Genomic DNA, 16,912 nt, shown 5'->3' with positions numbered 1-16,912 from the left:
CCCGTCAGTTTTGTTCAAGTCGGGTCAGGCGTTCCTCGAAATAGGCAATCTGCGCCTGCGAGGCCTGCTGCTCGCGATGAAGTTGCTCGATATAGATGTGGGCAGTCTCAAGCTCATTGAGAATACCACCAACCTTGTCCGAGATGTTCATCGGGCCTTGCTCGGCCGTGGGGCCGACATTCGGCAAGTGACGATTGGTCCACATGGCTTCGGCGTGATCTTCGATCGATGGGAGTTCGTAGCCTTCTTCAAACACCGCATCGCAGCCGACACTACAGCTGCCCGCGGTCGTGAGCGTGCCGCCGATTGTCAGGTTTCCGCCTTCGTAAAGGATGAGCTCGGACAGGCCACTACCGGCCCGGGAAATCCGGAACGTCGTGTTCTGGCCACCATGAACCATGCGCCAGGAACCGGTTCCGCCGGTTGCGCCGGTATCTTCCAACGTGATGCCGAAGTAACCGTCCGACGAGTCGATGATGTGAAGGTTGTCATCGGGGCTTGCTGTGCCCAACCCGATATTGTTGTTGGAGGCAATGTAAAACGCGTTGCTGTCGGCGCCCGGTTGAATTCGCAAGGGCAGCTGGCTGCCATTGGTAACGTCCCGAATGAAGAAATTGGCCTCGTTGGCTGCCAGGTCGAAGACTTGCGGGGTGAAGCCGCTGGAGCCGTTCTGCTCAAGGCGCAGCGTCGGAGAGTCACCGTCAACCACGTGGATTTCCGTCACCGGGGTCGAGGTCCCGACGCCAACTTCGCCGCTGCTGTCGACGTAGAGTGAATTTGATGGCGCTCCGCCATCGACGCGAAAAACCTGACGACCGGAATCAGAGTCTTCGATCGCGAAATAATCGGATCCACCGTTCCCCGAGTCATTGATGACGATACGCCAGTCCCGTGTGGGAAAGCTGGCTGAGGTACTGGTATCGTTGAAATGGATGCGGAGATTGTTTTCTTTCAGCCGCAGGGTGTCGAATCCGAAACTCTCACCATTGACGCAGTCATTGCCGACGCAAAGGCTGAAAGTGATGATGACATCATCAAGATGCTGATAGTCGGCCGAGGTCGCTCCAGGGCCCCCCACTGAGAGTCCGAGAGCGAGGGCCAGCGAACTGGCTATGGTACGAAACTGCTTCACGAGAATGCCCCCCATTGCGGCAATAATCAGGTTTCTGACTCCGCCTCGGACGAGGCGAAAATTTGTCCATTGACGACGCGAAAGTTGCCGTCGGATGCAATTCCAATGCGCGGTTCTTGCGACGTCGCATCGCGCCCATTGGTGCTGCGTGACCTTGGAGTCGAATACTGGACCACCTCGCGGGTGGCGGCCGTGACTTCATATCGATAGACACCGTCCTCAACGGTGCCATGGTCGCTCAGACGGAAACTCGGTGGGCGGCGCGCTGAAAACACCTCGCCGAGATACCCATTGGGTCCGGTCACGCGAACCGAATAATTGAAGAAACCCGGCTCGCCGTCGAAGTACAATCGCGTACCGGCCAGTCGGACCGAAATAGAGTCCGCTGACGTCTCGCCATCTGACTGGGAGATCGCCACTCCTGATGGTGACACAAACCAAATGGCAGCAACCACCAGGAAGATCAGATTTTGCACCCGCATTGAGTACCTCTCATTTCGAGCGGAATCATATACACAAGCTGGTTGCGACACAATCCTTCGCACTTGGCGACATTACGTTTTCTGCGATCAGGGCCGGTTTCCGCCGTCATTGGCCGCCAACAGGTCCGGGACTTGTGATTGGGCTGCTGCGACGACATCTGGCGGAAGTGTGAGAATAAGACGGTCGCGCAACAGCTCGGCACGCGCCTGACCGCGATAGGACGCGATGCTGCACCAGACCAGCGCGGTTCGATAGCTCTGGGGAACCCTGGAGCCCCGGGCATAAAGTACGCAAAGATTGAGCGCTGCGGCGCCGGACCCCTGGCGCGCAGCTTGTTGCAATCGGGCGAGGCCCAGCCTTGTGTCCTGCCGGACTCCCAATCCGTCAAGATATCTGAAGGCCGTCCGATAGAGCGCGACAGTTTCACCGGCCTCGGCTGCGGCGTTCTCGGCGGGGTCCATCGGCAGACTCCAGTCCGGCATGACCAGTCTGTCGTCGAATGGCACACCCAGTTGTTCGATCAGGCTGGCAACATTCCCGACCTCTACCGCCCTGGCTCGACCCAGAAGTGCCCTCGCGGCTTCCTCGTCGACGGGCATTCCGAAGCCTGATTCATGAAGAATGGAGAGGTTTCTCATGGCCTCGGCCAAGCCCTGGTCCACAGCCAGGCCAAACCAGTGGGCCGCAGCCTCGTAGTCCTGTTCGACACCGATCCCGCGGACCCGCAACAGGCCCAGATTGTTCTGGGCCTGGGCATTGCCCGATTCAGCGGCAGCTCGAAACAGTCGTGCAGCCTCGGCCTCATTGGCCTCTACTCCGTCACCCTGCAGGTACAGCACGCCGAGATTGGCCTGGGCTTCGGCATTCCCCTGTTCGGCTGCCAGTGAATACCAACGGGCGGCAGCCTCGAAATCAGGTTGAGGCAGGCCCGCTAGTGTGGCGGCATAGTCAAACTGGAAATCTGGATCCCCGGATAGCGCGGCCTGTTCGAACCAGTACAACGCAGATTCGATATCCTGCTCGGCACCGAAACCAGCCAACAGAGCGTGTCCAAGAGCGTTCTGCGAGCGGACCACGCCAGCCCGCGCGGCTATCCGGTCAAGCTCATAGGCCCGGGTGTAGTTCTGCGGAAGGCCCAAGCCGCGGCGAAACATGTGCGCCAGCATGGAAGTCGCGTCCGGATTGCCTTCCTCCACGAGAGGCCGAACCAGTTCGAGTGCCGAGTGATACGCTTGCCTGTCGAGCGCGGCCTCGACGTCGGGCAGCCCGGATGTTTCCTGTGCGCCAGCGACCGATGTGACCAGAAGCGCAGATACGGCCCCCAAGATAAGCAGACGGCCAGTACAGCGGTATGCGGAATTGATCATCATGTCCGACTTATTCCACGGGTCGCCAGCTCGCGGCCAGATCCTGGGCGTTGGTCAGTTCGGCCGGAGAAAGGAATTGTCCGAACAGGTCACGCTCTGCGGCTGCGCCCTCGACGCCATTGGCCGCCGCCAGGTTCGCCCAGACATGCGCCATAACATAATCGGGATCGCCGTCCTCGCCCGCAGCCATGCGGCGAGCCATTACCAGTTGAGCCGGAGGTGAACCCCGCTCCGCAGCTTGCTGGTAGCTTTCGGCGGCGAGACGCGAGTTTTGCGGCACGCCTTCGCCGACGTCATACATGGTTGCCAACGCGTACAGCGCAGCAACATCTCCGGATTCCGACTCGTTTTGAATCCACTCTATCGACGTCGCGTCACCGCCGCGTGCGGCTGATGTTACCCAATCGACAGCCTCATCGTGGTTTCCCGCCTGAATCTCTCCTGAAGCGACGAGGCGTCCCAAGCGGACAGCGACGCCTGGCGCACCGGCTTCAAGGGCGTTGAGATACCAGCGGACGGCTTCCGTAAGGTTTCGCTCTGTTCCGGCACCCTCCTCGTAAAGGAGGCCGACTGCGGCTTGTGCTCGGACCATGCCGGCTTCCGCCGCTTCGAGATACCAGCGAAATGCCGCCGCGTCGTCGCGAACCACGCCGGTTCCGGTTCGATAGGCATACCCAAGGTTTGATTGGGCGCGTACGTCCCCGCCCTCTGCAGCTTCCCGCAGCAGGTTCACACCGCGTCCAAGGTCCTGGGACAAGACTTGCCCACTAAAATAATAGGAGCCAAGGATGGCTTTGGCCCGCACGTCGCCAATTGAAGCCGCGTGTTCGTAGTAGGGGACGCCGGATTCGGGGCTGTCAGCGTTTTCAGCCGCCTCCAAAAGGATTTCTACCAAGGCGTCCCGGGCGTCACCCATGCCATTGGCCGCAGCTGCGTCGAGCAATTCAATAGCCCTGGCAGTATTGCGCGGTACGCCAAGCCCCTGCTGGTGCATCATGCCGAGCCTGTATTGCGCCAAGGGCACTTCCGCCGTTGCCAGTTCGGCGAGTATTTCTGCAACTTCCTGATAGCGGGCCTGTCCGTATGCTTCGGTCGCATCGGCCATACGCGTTTCGATTTGTTCGTCGGAAAGCCGGTGGTTGTTGCCCGCCCCATACAGAATGAAAGCGCCGGCAATCGAGAGTGCCAAGACCCCCAGTCCGGCTGCACCATACAAATACCGACGACTCATTCTGTCACTCCTTCACGCGAGAGGCGTCGAACCAAGTAGGTTGTTGACGCCGGTAGCGGGCCTTCAATGTCCGATACTTCACCGTCTGGCCAGCGAACTCTCAGTCCGTCAACGGAATTGAGCCCGCCCAGACCGAAATGCACTGTCGTGGAGTCAAACGACATGAAGCCGCCGCCCAGCTGGATCTCTCGGGACTGCAATCCGGTTGGCAGTTGTTGATCGATGATTTCCACTCGCGCGCCAACTCCATCCCGATTTCCGACATGGTCTTCGAGCCGAACACTAATCGAGTTGCTACCGGCATTGTTGATGAACGCGGTCACCGGTGCGTTCACAGGCACGGTGATGATGTCGAGGTCGCCATCACCGTCGAGATCGAGAACGCTGGCGGCGGCGGTGAGGGCAAAGTCCGTCATGCCCCATTGCTCGGTGCTCTCCTCAAAGCCATTACCGGTATTGCTCAAGAGGATGTTGGACGGCGAGACTTCATTGGGGACCCAGGTGCCGTTGACAATGTAGAGATCCTGCCAACCATTATTGTCGAAGTCGCCAACCGAAACGTCCCAACTCCACCCGCCAATTTCCACGCCGCGCACTTGGGCTGTTTCCAGATAGGTTCCGGAATCGTCGGGCTCGAGCATGACGTTCCGGGACATAATTTGAGGAAGTGCAGCCGATTGCTCGTCCCGGGACATCGGGCGAACGGGTCGGAAGTGCATGTTGCAATAGGCCTGAATCCTGGGCTGGCTCACCGGAATCAAGTCGCACATGTCCGGATTGTCATTCTGGATGGCCAGATCCTTGATCATCATGCCGCGGCACTCTGACCGATATGGCTCATCAAAACCCGAACACCGGCGCGCATTTGAAGGGTCAAGACTGTTCCCCGGCCGGTACCACGCCTTGATGGACATGTTCTGTTCGCAGATTGCCCGGTCAGACTCCCGCTCGATGTCATCGCAATAGCGGTCAATCGGCTGCATCCGCAATCGGTCGGACACGCCGTCCGCGCGACCGGCGATCTGGGCAAAGTACAGCGCCATCCTACCATTGTTCGCAACATCGAACGCAGAGACCGACATGGTTGTGTTGGTGGTCATTGGGATGCGACCGTCCTGGTGTGTGACCGCCGACAATCCACCAGCCCCATCACCGATGTAGACGTAGTCGGGGACCTCGAAATCATTGCCAACTATCAGGTCCGGATTTCCATCACTGTCTACGTCACTCATGAGTATTGAGAGCGTTTCACCCGGTATGCCCGGTAGCTCCAGGAATTGTTCACCGTTCAGGTCGCCGCCGTCGTTGAACAGGATCCGGTTTCGGGACTCCTCCCCGGGGACTCGCCGATACCAACCGGCGGCCCAGTTCCCGAGTGCCACGTCAAGATCGCCATCGGTGTCGATATCCCCGAAGCTTGTGGCGAGGGTCAATACGGCATCCGGACGATTTGTGACGGGCTGCAGGCTGGAAGGGTCAAGGCGCCCATTCCTGTTGGGCAGGATGAAGTTTCCCTGCTGGTAGGTGGTCAGGAATACGTCTCGCCAGCCATCATTGTCGATGTCGACAATCGTCGCATTGAATACGGGAAGCGAACCCAGGCGCTCATCTTCGACGGCTCCGCCGCGAAACCCGCCGTCGCCATCATTGAAGTAGATGTAAAGTCCAACTCGAGTGGATGCGAACACCAGATCCGGATGACCGTCGCCGTCCAGATCACCGCTGGCCACACTGCGACCTTCCCAGAACGGGGGCCACATGTCGGAAAACGAGAACTCGATCGGTTGGTCAATCCCCAGATGCCAAGCCTCAACGCGTGTGAATGGCGAGTCGTCCTGAGGGCGGTCTGCATAAGGGACTCGCTCCACGACTATCGCATCTGTCGGCGGAGCGGATTGTGGGGTTTCGGCGGACTGCACCGTCAACCCCAGTCCCAGGCCCTGGGGCGACAGATCGAACCTCAACCCGACTTCGTCCTCCGAAGTGAGCAACTCAATGGCACGTTGTGTCTGATACTTGTGGTAGGCATCGACGGCTATCCCGCTGGCGATTCCGAGCGTTGCGACCATGAGGGCCAACAGTCCGCCGGCCCGCCAGCCGACGGATGTACCGACAATCAACAGTGAGTAGATGCTGAAACTTCCGAGCGTGAAAACCAGGGTCATTACGAATCCATGGCCGACGCCACCGTTGAGCAGAGCGCCGGAAACCACAACGTCAAAACCGATCGGAACAGGCAGGAAAGTCCCGACAGCTCCAGCGGCGAGCACGCCAAGCAATCCGAACTCCCGGCCGCTTACGAGGTCAGGCGAGATCAGGGTGCCGGCTACCGCGCCGAGAAAACCCGCCAACAACATCAGTGGCGCGGTCACCCGGATAATGAACCAGAAATTTCGAAGATAGTCCGTCAGGAAGCCGATTGCGGAGGCGGAGAGGGTCTCGGCGCCCGGTTCCGGCAGCGACGGGGCCTGCGGCACAGGCGTCTCAGCGGGGACGGTGCGTTGCAGACGTTCGGCCGGCAACAGCCGACAGACCAACGGAACGCCGACGAGGATGACGAACAGGCTCAACACCACTTTTGTGATCGCGATGTAGAATGGCAGCAAGGAGAACGCCATGGTCAGGACGACAACATTCAGGGTTGGCGAGGCGATCATTGCGGACAGGGTCGTCTCCGCCCTTGACCCGCCTTGAAACAGCCCGCGCGCAATCGGCGCGGCACAATTCACACACACACCCAAGGGCGCACCGATAACAAGGCCGTAGGCGGAATTGGCGAAACTATTCTTGAAGTTGCGTCGCCGGAAATAGCCGAGCAGCGTGAGAAACGCAGCGCCGAATAGCCAGCCGAAAGTCATTCCCTTCTTGTTGGTGTTGATCCAGTTCACGGTCGAAACGCCAATCCGTTCAATCGTGCTGGCTGTTGGGTCGAGGGCAATGAGGGCTTCGAAGCCGAGTGGGTCCTCCAGCTGGATGGCGCCGCTCATCATCGCTTTCTCGTCGAGGGATGGGTAGCGTGAACTCGTCCAGAAGAAGGTCGCCAGTGCAATCATGACCAATGCGGCGAAAACCAATCGTTTCGACTGGTCGCCCCGGATCAGGTCTGCTCGCAAACTTGTCTTGTTCATCTTGGCGTACACCTCTCGGTCTGTAGTGAATCCTCGCCGAACGCGATCCATTGATAGGGTGAGTCAGGCCGGACTCTGAAAGCTGCCAGTCCAACCATTGAGCGGCGATGTCCAGAGGGCAAGGTGAGGCTTGCCTCCAGCGCCACGCGCATTCCCTCAATCTCCGATGTGGCCGCAAAGCGCCCCGAGTCCCTCGCTGGTGGGGGAGTGCCGCCCAGGACGGTCACGAACGGAGCCAGGCAAGCCAGTCGGCGTGGCGTCACAGACAGGACAGCCCCAACTTCCTCGATGGACACGAAGGGCCGATTTTGTGGCGCTTCCTCGCCTCGGGCTGCGTACTCCGTGGCTTCGGCGCCCAACGCGCGAACCCGGTCATCTGAATCCCGCCAGTCGAGGATCTCATCTGCCAGCCTGGCTGCGGCCGGTTCTGACTCTCCCAATTGTTCGAACAGGGCGCTCAATTGCTGCTGATCTGCCATGTTCACGTCCAAAAGGTGCTGGGCTTGGGCCAGCCGTACAGTCACGGCATGCTCGCCCATTTGCAAAGTTGTTGGCAAGCTCGCCAGTTGGGTCCTGCCGCCGGTCGCGATGTCGAATGCTGCGACCTCTAGCGCGGAACGCAGGACGGAATTCGCAGTCAATTCGCCCTGAGCTGCGCTGGCCGTCCGCATGTGGACGTGCACCAACGCGGTGACCGCCAACAATAAGGCGGCGAGCAGGCCTGACGTCCAGAGGACAAAGATCAGCGCAGAGCCGCGATCATCCCCGGACATGGCGCGTTTCATCGGTCGAAGAGGTCGGGTTGTCGTGCCTCCAGGGCTTCAAGTTGTCGGCGGACGTGGATGAGGGCGGCCGACGACTCCGCTTCGGACTGGATGATCCTCGGGGTGAGAAAAATAACGAGTTCGCTTCGCTCACTCGATATTCCACGGCTGCGGAACATGTTGCCGATTGCGGGCACGTCGCCCAACAGGGGAATGCGGGCCTCATTGTCTGACTGTGACTGACGGATCAGGCCACCCAAGGCTATCGTGCTGGAGCTGCGCACCGATACGGTACTCGTGAACTCGAGCTTCTGGATCGTTGGAGAATCTATTCCCGAAGTTGTAGTGGGGCGGACGCTCGAGACTTCCTGGTTGACCTCGAGAACCACCATCCCGTTGACGTTGATCCGCGGGGTAACCTGTAGAATGACGCCGGTTTCGCGAAGCTCGACGGATGACACTATCGGCGCGTTGTTTTCGCTGACGGAGGTGGCCGTCTGCGTCACGATCGGAACCTCGTCGCCGACTTGCAGGTGGGCTGTCTGATTGTTCTGTACCATGATCGACGGGGCCGACAGGATCGTCACATCCGTGATCGACCGAAGCGCACTGAGCGTCGCCGTAATATCTGTTCCGGAGAACGCATAATTGAAGCCCGGGAAGGTCGGGTCGGTCCCGCCGGTTGTGCTGTCGGAAAAGCTCGCCGTAGAAGTTTCGCTTCCATTGGTATTTTCGAAGAACCAACGGACCCCGAAGTCGAGCCCGTCAGCCAGTCGTACTTCGGCGATGGTGGCTTCGATCAAGACTTGAGGCGGCATAACATCCATGCGTTCGACGAGCTCGATTATCTCGCGATACTCTTGGTCAGTGGCCCGGATGATGAGTGCGTTGTTCAACTCGTCCGGAATGATGGCCAATCGACCTGCCCTGTCGGCCTCCTCGCTCCGCTCGGTCGCCGAGTCGTCAGCAAACCGAGGCTCGAACACCGCTCCGTCGCCGGTTTGGCCGCCTGCAAAGGCCGCCGTGATCTGTGTGGCGAGTGTTGTTGCAGGCGTATTGTTCACAAGATGATAGCGCAGGCGCCGTTCGGATCCGGCAGACGGACGGTCAAAGCGTTCGATCCACCCGCGGGCCTGTTCGAACTGGGACTGTTCACGCGCGCTAATGAGCAACATGTTCAGTCTCGGCATGGCAATCGTTTGAACCGACTGCGACGAAACTCCCAAACCGTTGAGCACCGTATCGATTTCCGTCTCGGCAGTTTCCGCCGATACGTACCGAAGCTCGAACAGACCGACGATCCGGTCGGTAAGGAGAGGACGGTCAAACGTTTCAACGGCATCCCGGGCAGCATCTATATCGGATCCGGGGCCAGCCAGAATAAGGATGCCCAACTCGTCGTGGGGCACCGCCTCGACCCGGTCCGACAGGAACGGATCAATCAGCGAAATGATGGCAGACGGGGCCGTATGCCGTACCGAGACAACCCGGCCTCCATACCCCAGCTCTCCCCACATCCCATCAAGTGATGGTTGGGAGTCGGAGAGTCGCGCGAGCAGGAAGCCGGATTCCCGGGCGGCGAGCACCAGGTTTGACTCGGCGAGCACTGTTTCAAGCGCGGCCAACGCAGCAAGCGCGGGCGCGGGTTCTGGAGAAGTCAGCGAAATTCGCCCGTCGACACCATCGGCGACCATCACGGTCTGACCCAGGGCATCGCCGACTACGGCCTGGACGACTTCAGCTACTGGCGCATTGGTAAAGTTTAATCTCAGTGTGCGACCGGTCAGGTCTCCAGTGACGGCGCGGCCACTGAGGTGCGACCCGACGCGCCTGTCAAAATACACAAGCCTGTCCGCCTCACGTACTGCATTGGCGGCTTCGGAAGATGATACGCGGTCTGACCCCTCCGCCTGTACCGGCGTCGATGGCTCTGGAGTGGTATGGGAGGCAAGTGGCTGACGCGCGTATTGATCATTGTGTACGTTCGCCGCATTCGGAGTCAGGGTTGCACACCCTGAAATGCCGACGATGCAGGTTGTGAGCGCAATCGCTCGCACCAAACCACGCTCAAACACTTTATCGCCTCCTCATGTTGACGGCTCGCAAGCCTACCGGGCAGTTCGAGTCCTAGCCAGCAAAGTTTGCCGCCGCGTCAGCTTGCGCGTGCAATTGAGATTCTGGACCCGTTTCGTTCAAACACGGCTTCCTCCGGCGTCAGCTCGACCAGCACGTACCCATCAATCTCGGAGCCGATTGCCAGTGTGGTCAGCTCCCCCGCCCGCATTAGCAGCGCCCAACCACCGCGCTCGTCCTCGATCGTTCCAATCAGGGAGACGGACTCGAGCGGGCTGTTTTGGGTTTGCGAAGTCGGCCGATCGGCTCGCGATGATGCAACGAAACGGTTGGCCAGGGCGCGGGACCATTCGCCGGAATTCACACGGGCTACGGCCTGGTGGGGGAAAAGGTCTGCGCTATCAAGTCTGGCCTCATCCTGTGGCCAGGCCAGGAGCGCGACCGTGACGGCGATACCGGTCCCGATGAAAGCGAGGGGCCAGCGCATCAGTTTGTAGCTCCGTTCAGCAAAAAGGATTTGCGAAACTCGATGACCGCATCGACTTCGACCGTTCCTTGGGCATCTGTCGAACGCAAGGTGAAGCTCGCAATCCGGAGCGGGCTTTCCTGCTGGTCAAGAAGGAGCTCGAAGACAGCTTCTGGCGGCCCTCGTCCAACCCAAAGGGCTTGGAAATCGCCGACCGTGTCGTTGACTGGAATTTCGCGAACAGCCCCGGCCTGCCTGGTTCGGACGGCGGAGGTTTCTGCGGCGTCGACAAAGCGGTCATACGCAGCTTCAAAAACTTCGCGGGATCGCTCTCGATCAAAATATTCGGTGACTTCGTTCGGCGTGCGAGCGAGGCCCTCATGCCAGGCCCGGAATTCGGATTCACCAGCGGCGAGGCGTTCGGCAAGCAGGGAGACTTGTTGGCGCGCGTCGGCCAACTCGGTTGTCCGAGCAATCACAGGGAGTGCCAGGGTGCCCACCAAGGCGAGCGGCGCCAGGACAGGAACGATGACGGCAAACCAGGCCACCCAGATGGCCCAGCGTGGCGGCAAATTGCGCATTAGCTCACGGATCATCGGGCGTTTCCTGACCGGGCAGGTTGTAGTCGATTGCGGGGCTGTCCGTGTCGGCGACCGAGACCCGCAGGGTTGACGGGTCGATCAGTTCCATCCTCGAAATCCCGATCGGTGAAGCAGCGGAACTGGCGAATTCCTGCAGAAGGCCCAGCAGGGCTGGCGGCCGAGTGTAGCTATTTTCAACGTCCAGAACTGCATCGACATCGGGTCGAATTTCGGCAAGGTCACGAAGGTGCGCTGCCCTGATCAGCATTGCCTCGCGGGCCGCAATGGTCGCATCCAGGGCGCGAGCCTGTCTAAAATCTGCAGCTATCAGAACCGCGCAGACAACAGCCGTGACAACCAGGCCGGAAACCAGTGTGGAATTCATCGCCCTGAAAAGGGATGAGCGGGTGGCGGAGATAAACGCAGGGCAACGCTCACCAGCCAAGGTGTCCTCAGGGACCACTTCCCAGTCGTTGGCCGCCTCGCTAGCAAGGTTGGCTGCCTGCTCTACTTGTTCCTTGTGGGCCACCCAAACCTTGATGTCGGCTTGGTCTGCGGTCGTTTTACCGGCGAGAGACCACACCAGCATCGCCTCGCTCTCCGGCAACGGAGTGACCCTTGCCAAGCGTGTCCTGATGGCGGCCTCTCCCCGCGCAATGATTGCCGGATGAATCGCGACGCGCCGACTGAATACACGGCTCACCGGAAGGGCGAGGCGTAGCGGCAGTGCAGCGGACCGGGGATGTTTCTGGACAACATGTTCATCGCCAAACCATGATCGCACAAGAATGCCGCGCTCCGATATCCGACCCCTCTCGTCCAGTTGTGCCAGTCGGGCGACAGCCCGATTGCCAAGGCGTGCGATGGGGCGGGGAAGCTGTTGGCAAACCTTATCGAAAGCCCAAGTCTGGACTTCATCAATTGTGCGTACGAGATCGAACAATGATGGATTCAGTGCCATGGATCCCCCCCCAGACATGCACCCAGCCCTGAATCGAAACTGCATGTAAAGCCGCCATTCGATGGCACGGCTATTTCCAGTCGGCGACTGTCGCCATCAACAGGATCAAAGTCGAGAACCACAAGCCTGGGCAAGTGACTATAGGACCACTCGTCGGTCCAGGCCAATTGACCGCGCGCTGGGTCCCGACCGAAATAGTGGAAGCGCGGATTGCGGCCGACCGCGTCAAGCGTGATGGAGGTAAGACTAGGAGACCGGCCGAAGAACGGGATCAGTTCCAGCGTCGCAGTCGTCCCTGAAAAAGTGACGACAAGCCAAGACAGGTGCCCAGAGTCCTGAATTCTCGTGGCGATCCTGATGCTGCGCGCGTCGCCTTCGAGAGCCGGCGCCCCGAAGTCCGCCGGCAAGGGCTGCGTGTGGAGCAATGCTTCGCTCAGCAGCGTGTCGAGACGGTAGTGTTGCTCTCGCACCGCCAACCGGGTGGCGACGGCCCTTTCCAGCCTGATGCCGCCAAATACGGCCGGGACCAGCAACGCTGTTATCGTTGCAAGGACGAGAACCGACATGAGGGCCTCGATCAGGGTGAAACCGGACATTCGTGAGGATTTGAGAGCGGCTGTCACGGCCGACCTCCGACCGCTCGTGTGCCGGGTTCGAGAAACACGACCTCGAGATCAGAGCCCCGGGCATCGTGTCGACTGATGAAGGCGACGGTCAAGACCGCACCGGTTTGTGGATCGGCAGGTCGATCAGCCGGCAACAATTCAATTCGCCAGGCCGGGTATTGGTCGGCGATCGCGTTTGGTGAAATTCCGGCCCGCAACCGGGCTTCGATATTGCGCAACGCCAATATGTCCTGTTGCCGCCCTGCGGCTGCGCGTGAGCTCTCGGAGGCGGAGGCGAGGCCCGCCATGACCGTGACCACAGTCGCCATGGCGATAACCATCGCCACCAATGTCTCGGTCAAAGCGTATCCGTGGTGATGTGTCCGTTCAGTCATGACTGACACGCGCCGAAAGCGCTTCTATCCGAACCGTCCGGGTCTGATCGCCCAACGAGAGGTCGATACGGGTTTCCCGGGCTGTGAGCGACGGTCCGGTTAGCGACAGACGGGACATCGTCCTCCAGCCATCCGGGGTCGCAATATGCCAACGCGCTCCCACAGACTCCGCCCACTCTACATCTCTGCCCAACGCCGGAATTCGATAGCCATGTTCCAGCACAATTAGTTCTATGGACGCGCCCGCTATTTGAGCCTCGGCGCCCGCTGCCTGGAGGTTCAACGCCAATTGCCCTGAAATACTTTCCAGCTCCCGTTCGGATTGCCGGGGCAGGAGCGTGACAGTCACCAGACTTGTCGATAGCGCGAGGATGGCCAACGCGACCATGGTCTCAAGTAGCGTCACTCCCGCATCGATCGGGCCCGGGATTGCTGACCTAGTTTCGGAAGATGTCAGCCGCTTCATCGCTTCCGCCTTCGACACCATCTCGTCCAAACGTACCGACTGTGACCCGACCGGTTTCCGCGTTCATTTGATACAGGTAGGGGCGTCCCCAAGGGTCAATCAGACCCGATTCCTGGCCAAAATACGGTCCGCGCCAAGATTGGACGTTCTCGGGCGCGGTGACCAGCGCGCTCAAACCCTCCTCAGCCGTCGGATAGCGGCCAACATCAAGGTAGTAGAGTTCAAGTGAAGTCTGGATCGAGCCCAGTTGAGCCGCCGCCACGTCGGTTCGCGACCGGCCCACATATCCGATCACTCGTGGGCCGACAATCGTCCCGAGAATCCCGATTATGACAAGGACGACCAGAAGCTCGAACAAGGTGAGGCCGGCTTCTTTCGGCGCGCGCTCCTTCGAAGGCCTAGTAGATGGCATCATTGAGACTCAATACTCCCGACAGGACCGCGGCGATCACAATTCCCACACAGCCGCCCAAGACGAGGATAAGCGCCGGGCCCAGCAAATCTGTCAATCGCTTCAACCGTCCCTCGGCTTCCCGCTCATACCGCGAGGCGGCCCGGATGAAGACCCGACCCAGATCCCCACTCGCTTCTCCCAAGCGGATCTGCCTGATCAGAGCTTCGGGCATCCCACCGGCCTGCGTCAACGCCTGTGAAAGGGGGCGACCCCCGCGAACGGCCCCGATGGCTGCTCGCAGATTGGTCCGGCTGCCAACATTGGTGACGGATTCTGCGGCCACCTCTGCGGCGCGGACCAGCGGAACGCCGGTCCCAAGCAGGACCCCCATGGTGCGGCTGTAACCGGCTGCATCCAGGGCTGTAAGAGCAGGTCCCAGAACGGGAACCGATCGCTGCAGACGCCCGGCGAGCAAAGGGTTTCGTCGCCAGATTTGCAAGACACCCCAAGCGAGGCCCGCCGCTACGGCGGGCAACCATATGCCGAATTGTCGGATGAAAGACCCTGCCGACAGAACCAAACGCGTTTCGACCGGTGGGTTGGCCCCGGCTGCGGAGAAAATCGCTTCGAATTGCGGAAGGATGAAGAATGAGAGGAATAGCAGAGTGAGGAAAATGACGCTCATCAGGATTACAGGGTAAACTATCTGGCCGACAAGCATGTCTCGAATTTCGCGCGCTCTTTCTAGTCGGTCGGCTACATATCCTAGTGCTACACCCAGCTGACCCGATCGTTCGCCGGCCGCGACCGCAGATACCAGGAGACGGTCTGGCTGGGCCGGGTCTTGTTCCATCGCGTGGCTCAGCGAAGTGCCGGCGCGCACTGCCTGTTCGATGCGTTCGGCGAACAGCCGAATGGGGCGTTGGGGTTCTGCTTCGATAATGAATTGCAGCGCATCAGGAACCGGAACGGCCGAATGCACCATATCTGCGAGGCCCCGCGTAAACTCCGTGAGCATCGGCTGGTTGAGACTTGATCGTCTGGAAAACAGGCCCTGTCGTTGCCTGACTGGCTTCAGCTCGACGACAGCTAGACCACGGGCTTCCAGCTTTTGGCGGGCGTGATCGACGTGGGTCGCGCGCAGTTCGCCGCTTTCCATCTTTCCTTGGGCCGTTTCACCCAGAAAACGAAATGAGATGGGGTCAGTCGTCATGGACAGGCATATTGTCTGCGAGGCGGAGATCAGAGAGCGTTCGGGTCAACTCGTCCATTGTTGTCAAACCGGATTTCACTTTGGACAGCCCGTCGGACCACATTCGCTTGTAACCGCCCTGAGCCAGGGCCGAGGCCAGCGCCGTTTCCGGGTTATCGCTTCGGATGGCGCTTCGGACCAGATCATCAACCAGGAAGCCTTCCGAAATCGCGGCCCTGCCAGAAAACCCGGTCGACTGACAATGAGCGCACCCGTTTCCGTGGCAGTTCACACACGTCTTGCGGATCAGACGCTGACCGAATGCCGCTACAAGGGTCGCCGCGATGAGATAGTCTTCAATCCCCATGTCCCGAAGTCGCAAGACCGCCGACTCCGCGTCATTGGTATGTAGGGTTGAGAGCACGAGATGTCCCGTCATAGCCGCTTGAACAGCGGTTCGAGCGGTCTCGTCGTCGCGGATTTCGCCAACCATCACCACATCAGGGTCGTGGCGCAGAAAGGCCCGGAGTGCGCTTGAAAAAGTCACTCCGATGGCCGAGTTAGTCTGAGACTGGGCAACGCCGTTCAGGCGATATTCGATCGGATCCTCGATCGTGAGAATTTTGCGTTCAGTGGTCGCTAGTTGTCGGAGAAATGCATAAAGGGTCGTTGTCTTGCCACTGCCGGTAGGGCCGGTGACCAAAATCAGGCCATGTGGTTTGGCCAGGGCTTCTTTCGCGACAGTCGCTACAGCTTTCGACATGCCAAGATCGCTGAGCGTGTTCAAAGTGGAACTGGTGTCGAGCAATCTGATGACCAGGCTTTCACCGTACTGGCCGGGAACGACCGACACCCGGAGGTCGAGCGAGTGCCCGGATACGGGGACGGAAAAGCGTCCATCCTGCGGCCGTCTCCGTTCCGTTATGTCTAGGTCAGCGAGAACTTTGACGCGTGAAATTACAGCCAGGGCCTGGGCCAGACCCCAGGTTTCCATGTCTCGCAACAACCCATCCACCCGAAAACGGATCTTGGCATCGCGCTGTTGGAGCTCGATATGTATGTCCGACGCCCGGGACCGGCTTGCGGCCGAGATCACATTGTCCAGCTGGCGGATGACGGGGCCCGCGGTGGCCATGTCCCGCAATCGTTCGGTATCGGCCGCCAGGTCCAGGTCTGTTGCATCAGTGAGTTCGGCATCCGCCGATCTGGTTGACGCACTGCAAGCCTCAAATTGCGTCTGGGTCAGGACCATCGGCCTGACTCGCACGCCTGTTGCGAATTCCAGCCCAGCGAGGGCATCCTGATTGTCTGGATCCACAATTCCGGCAATCAGATCGTCGCCTTCCAGAGCGAGCGGCCATATCCGCTCCGATTGAAGAAAGAGTGGGTTTAGCTGACCGAATACCGCATCGAGGCCGGGTGTGTCTGAACAGGCTGGTGTCTCTGGTAGCACCGCCAGCGGCGTTTCATATGCCTCGGAAAAAAACTGCGCGATGCGCAGCTCTGTCGCCAGTCCGGCTTGAGCGAGGACACGGTCCAAAGGCTCGCGGGTCTGGCGCTGCAGTGCCGCGGCGTGCACGGATTCTGCCTGGGTAATCAGACCTGCATCGACCATACGGTCCAAGCGGATGCGGTCAGAGAGGGCAAGCGTATCGGTCATGGCCACGACAGCTT

At 59.9% G+C, this 16,912-nt stretch carries 15 protein-coding genes and 1 pseudogene; all 16 read right to left on the bottom strand.

Annotated features, from left to right (window positions below; genetic code table 11):
* Positions 1-4 precede the first annotated feature (4 nt).
* A complete protein-coding gene (locus ACN0X9_RS08305) occupies positions 5-1,132 on the bottom strand; it encodes a hypothetical protein (protein ID WP_417487147.1) in 1,128 nt (375 codons plus the stop codon).
* A gap of 26 nt (positions 1,133-1,158) precedes the next feature.
* Positions 1,159-1,614, bottom strand: coding sequence for a hypothetical protein (locus ACN0X9_RS08300; protein ID WP_417487146.1), 456 nt, complete (start codon positions 1,612-1,614; stop codon positions 1,159-1,161).
* Positions 1,615-1,701: 87 nt separating this feature from the next.
* Complete coding sequence (locus ACN0X9_RS08295; protein WP_417487145.1) at positions 1,702-2,985, bottom strand: tetratricopeptide repeat protein; 1,284 nt, start codon at positions 2,983-2,985, stop codon at positions 1,702-1,704.
* 7 nt (positions 2,986-2,992) lie between these two features.
* Complete coding sequence (locus ACN0X9_RS08290) at positions 2,993-4,213, bottom strand: tetratricopeptide repeat protein (RefSeq protein ID WP_417487144.1); 1,221 nt, start codon at positions 4,211-4,213, stop codon at positions 2,993-2,995.
* Positions 4,210-7,392: an FG-GAP-like repeat-containing protein gene (locus ACN0X9_RS08285; protein WP_417487143.1), complete on the bottom strand. Its 3,183-nt coding sequence runs from the start codon at positions 7,390-7,392 to the stop codon at positions 4,210-4,212. The genes ACN0X9_RS08290 and ACN0X9_RS08285 overlap by 4 nt, the downstream gene beginning before the upstream one ends.
* Positions 7,338-8,114, bottom strand: a complete 777-nt coding sequence (locus tag ACN0X9_RS08280) for a general secretion pathway protein GspK (RefSeq protein WP_417487142.1) — start codon at positions 8,112-8,114, stop codon at positions 7,338-7,340. Before ACN0X9_RS08280 ends, ACN0X9_RS08285 begins: the two co-directional genes overlap by 55 nt.
* 8 nt (positions 8,115-8,122) lie before the next feature.
* Positions 8,123-10,180 carry a type II secretion system secretin GspD gene (gene gspD, locus ACN0X9_RS08275; RefSeq protein WP_417487141.1) on the bottom strand — a complete coding sequence of 686 codons (2,058 nt, stop codon included), beginning with the start codon at positions 10,178-10,180 and terminating at the stop codon, positions 8,123-8,125.
* A 77-nt stretch (positions 10,181-10,257) separates the two neighbouring features.
* Entirely contained in the window at positions 10,258-10,665 is a 408-nt protein-coding gene (locus ACN0X9_RS08270; RefSeq protein WP_417487140.1) for a hypothetical protein, read from the bottom strand.
* Complete coding sequence (locus tag ACN0X9_RS08265; RefSeq protein WP_417487139.1) at positions 10,665-11,240, bottom strand: hypothetical protein; 576 nt, start codon at positions 11,238-11,240, stop codon at positions 10,665-10,667. The genes ACN0X9_RS08270 and ACN0X9_RS08265 overlap by 1 nt, the downstream gene beginning before the upstream one ends.
* The gene (locus ACN0X9_RS08260) at positions 11,230-12,186 is read right to left on the bottom strand and encodes a hypothetical protein (protein ID WP_417487138.1); all 957 of its coding nucleotides are present in this window, start codon (positions 12,184-12,186) and stop codon (positions 11,230-11,232) included. The genes ACN0X9_RS08265 and ACN0X9_RS08260 overlap by 11 nt, the downstream gene beginning before the upstream one ends.
* On the bottom strand, positions 12,177-12,809 hold the full coding sequence (locus ACN0X9_RS08255) for a type II secretion system protein (protein WP_417487137.1): 633 nt from the start codon (positions 12,807-12,809) through the stop codon (positions 12,177-12,179). The genes ACN0X9_RS08260 and ACN0X9_RS08255 overlap by 10 nt, the downstream gene beginning before the upstream one ends.
* Entirely contained in the window at positions 12,806-13,153 is a 348-nt protein-coding gene (locus ACN0X9_RS08250) for a hypothetical protein (RefSeq protein ID WP_417487136.1), read from the bottom strand. Before ACN0X9_RS08250 ends, ACN0X9_RS08255 begins: the two co-directional genes overlap by 4 nt.
* A 385-nt stretch (positions 13,154-13,538) precedes the next feature.
* Positions 13,539-13,652, bottom strand: a pseudogene (locus ACN0X9_RS08245) (prepilin-type N-terminal cleavage/methylation domain-containing protein); the annotation flags it as partial.
* A complete protein-coding gene (gspG, locus tag ACN0X9_RS08240) occupies positions 13,624-14,067 on the bottom strand; it encodes a type II secretion system major pseudopilin GspG (RefSeq protein ID WP_417487135.1) in 444 nt (147 codons plus the stop codon). The gene gspG and the pseudogene ACN0X9_RS08245, both read right to left, overlap by 29 nt.
* Positions 14,051-15,259: a type II secretion system F family protein gene (locus tag ACN0X9_RS08235; protein ID WP_417487134.1), complete on the bottom strand. Its 1,209-nt coding sequence runs from the start codon at positions 15,257-15,259 to the stop codon at positions 14,051-14,053. The genes gspG and ACN0X9_RS08235 overlap by 17 nt, the downstream gene beginning before the upstream one ends.
* A complete protein-coding gene (locus ACN0X9_RS08230; RefSeq protein ID WP_417487199.1) occupies positions 15,249-16,898 on the bottom strand; it encodes a GspE/PulE family protein in 1,650 nt (549 codons plus the stop codon). Before ACN0X9_RS08230 ends, ACN0X9_RS08235 begins: the two co-directional genes overlap by 11 nt.
* Between the last annotated feature and the right edge of the window lie 14 nt (positions 16,899-16,912).

This window comes from Maricaulis sp., from assembly GCF_048268525.1.
In the GTDB taxonomy this organism is placed as follows: Bacteria; Pseudomonadota; Alphaproteobacteria; order Caulobacterales; family Maricaulaceae; genus Maricaulis.
Note: the sequence above shows the minus strand (reverse complement) of the source record. Positions and strands in the feature narration are given on the sequence as shown.

Excerpts from the sequence above, each read along its gene's own strand:
- ACN0X9_RS08300 (WP_417487146.1), bottom strand. The coding sequence starts at position 1,614 with ATGCGGGTGCAAAATCTGATCTTCCTGGTGGTTGCTGCCATTTGGTTT.
- ACN0X9_RS08295 (WP_417487145.1), bottom strand. The coding sequence starts at position 2,985 with ATGATGATCAATTCCGCATACCGCTGTACTGGCCGTCTGCTTATCTTG.
- ACN0X9_RS08290 (WP_417487144.1), bottom strand. The coding sequence starts at position 4,213 with ATGAGTCGTCGGTATTTGTATGGTGCAGCCGGACTGGGGGTCTTGGCA.
- ACN0X9_RS08285 (WP_417487143.1), bottom strand. The coding sequence starts at position 7,392 with ATGGATCGCGTTCGGCGAGGATTCACTACAGACCGAGAGGTGTACGCC.
- ACN0X9_RS08280 (WP_417487142.1), bottom strand. The coding sequence starts at position 8,114 with ATGTCCGGGGATGATCGCGGCTCTGCGCTGATCTTTGTCCTCTGGACG.
- ACN0X9_RS08270 (WP_417487140.1), bottom strand. The coding sequence starts at position 10,665 with ATGCGCTGGCCCCTCGCTTTCATCGGGACCGGTATCGCCGTCACGGTC.
- ACN0X9_RS08265 (WP_417487139.1), bottom strand. The coding sequence starts at position 11,240 with ATGATCCGTGAGCTAATGCGCAATTTGCCGCCACGCTGGGCCATCTGG.
- ACN0X9_RS08260 (WP_417487138.1), bottom strand. The coding sequence starts at position 12,186 with ATGGCACTGAATCCATCATTGTTCGATCTCGTACGCACAATTGATGAA.
- gspG (WP_417487135.1), bottom strand. The coding sequence starts at position 14,067 with ATGATGCCATCTACTAGGCCTTCGAAGGAGCGCGCGCCGAAAGAAGCC.
- ACN0X9_RS08235 (WP_417487134.1), bottom strand. The coding sequence starts at position 15,259 with ATGACGACTGACCCCATCTCATTTCGTTTTCTGGGTGAAACGGCCCAA.
- ACN0X9_RS08230 (WP_417487199.1), bottom strand. The coding sequence starts at position 16,898 with ATGACCGATACGCTTGCCCTCTCTGACCGCATCCGCTTGGACCGTATG.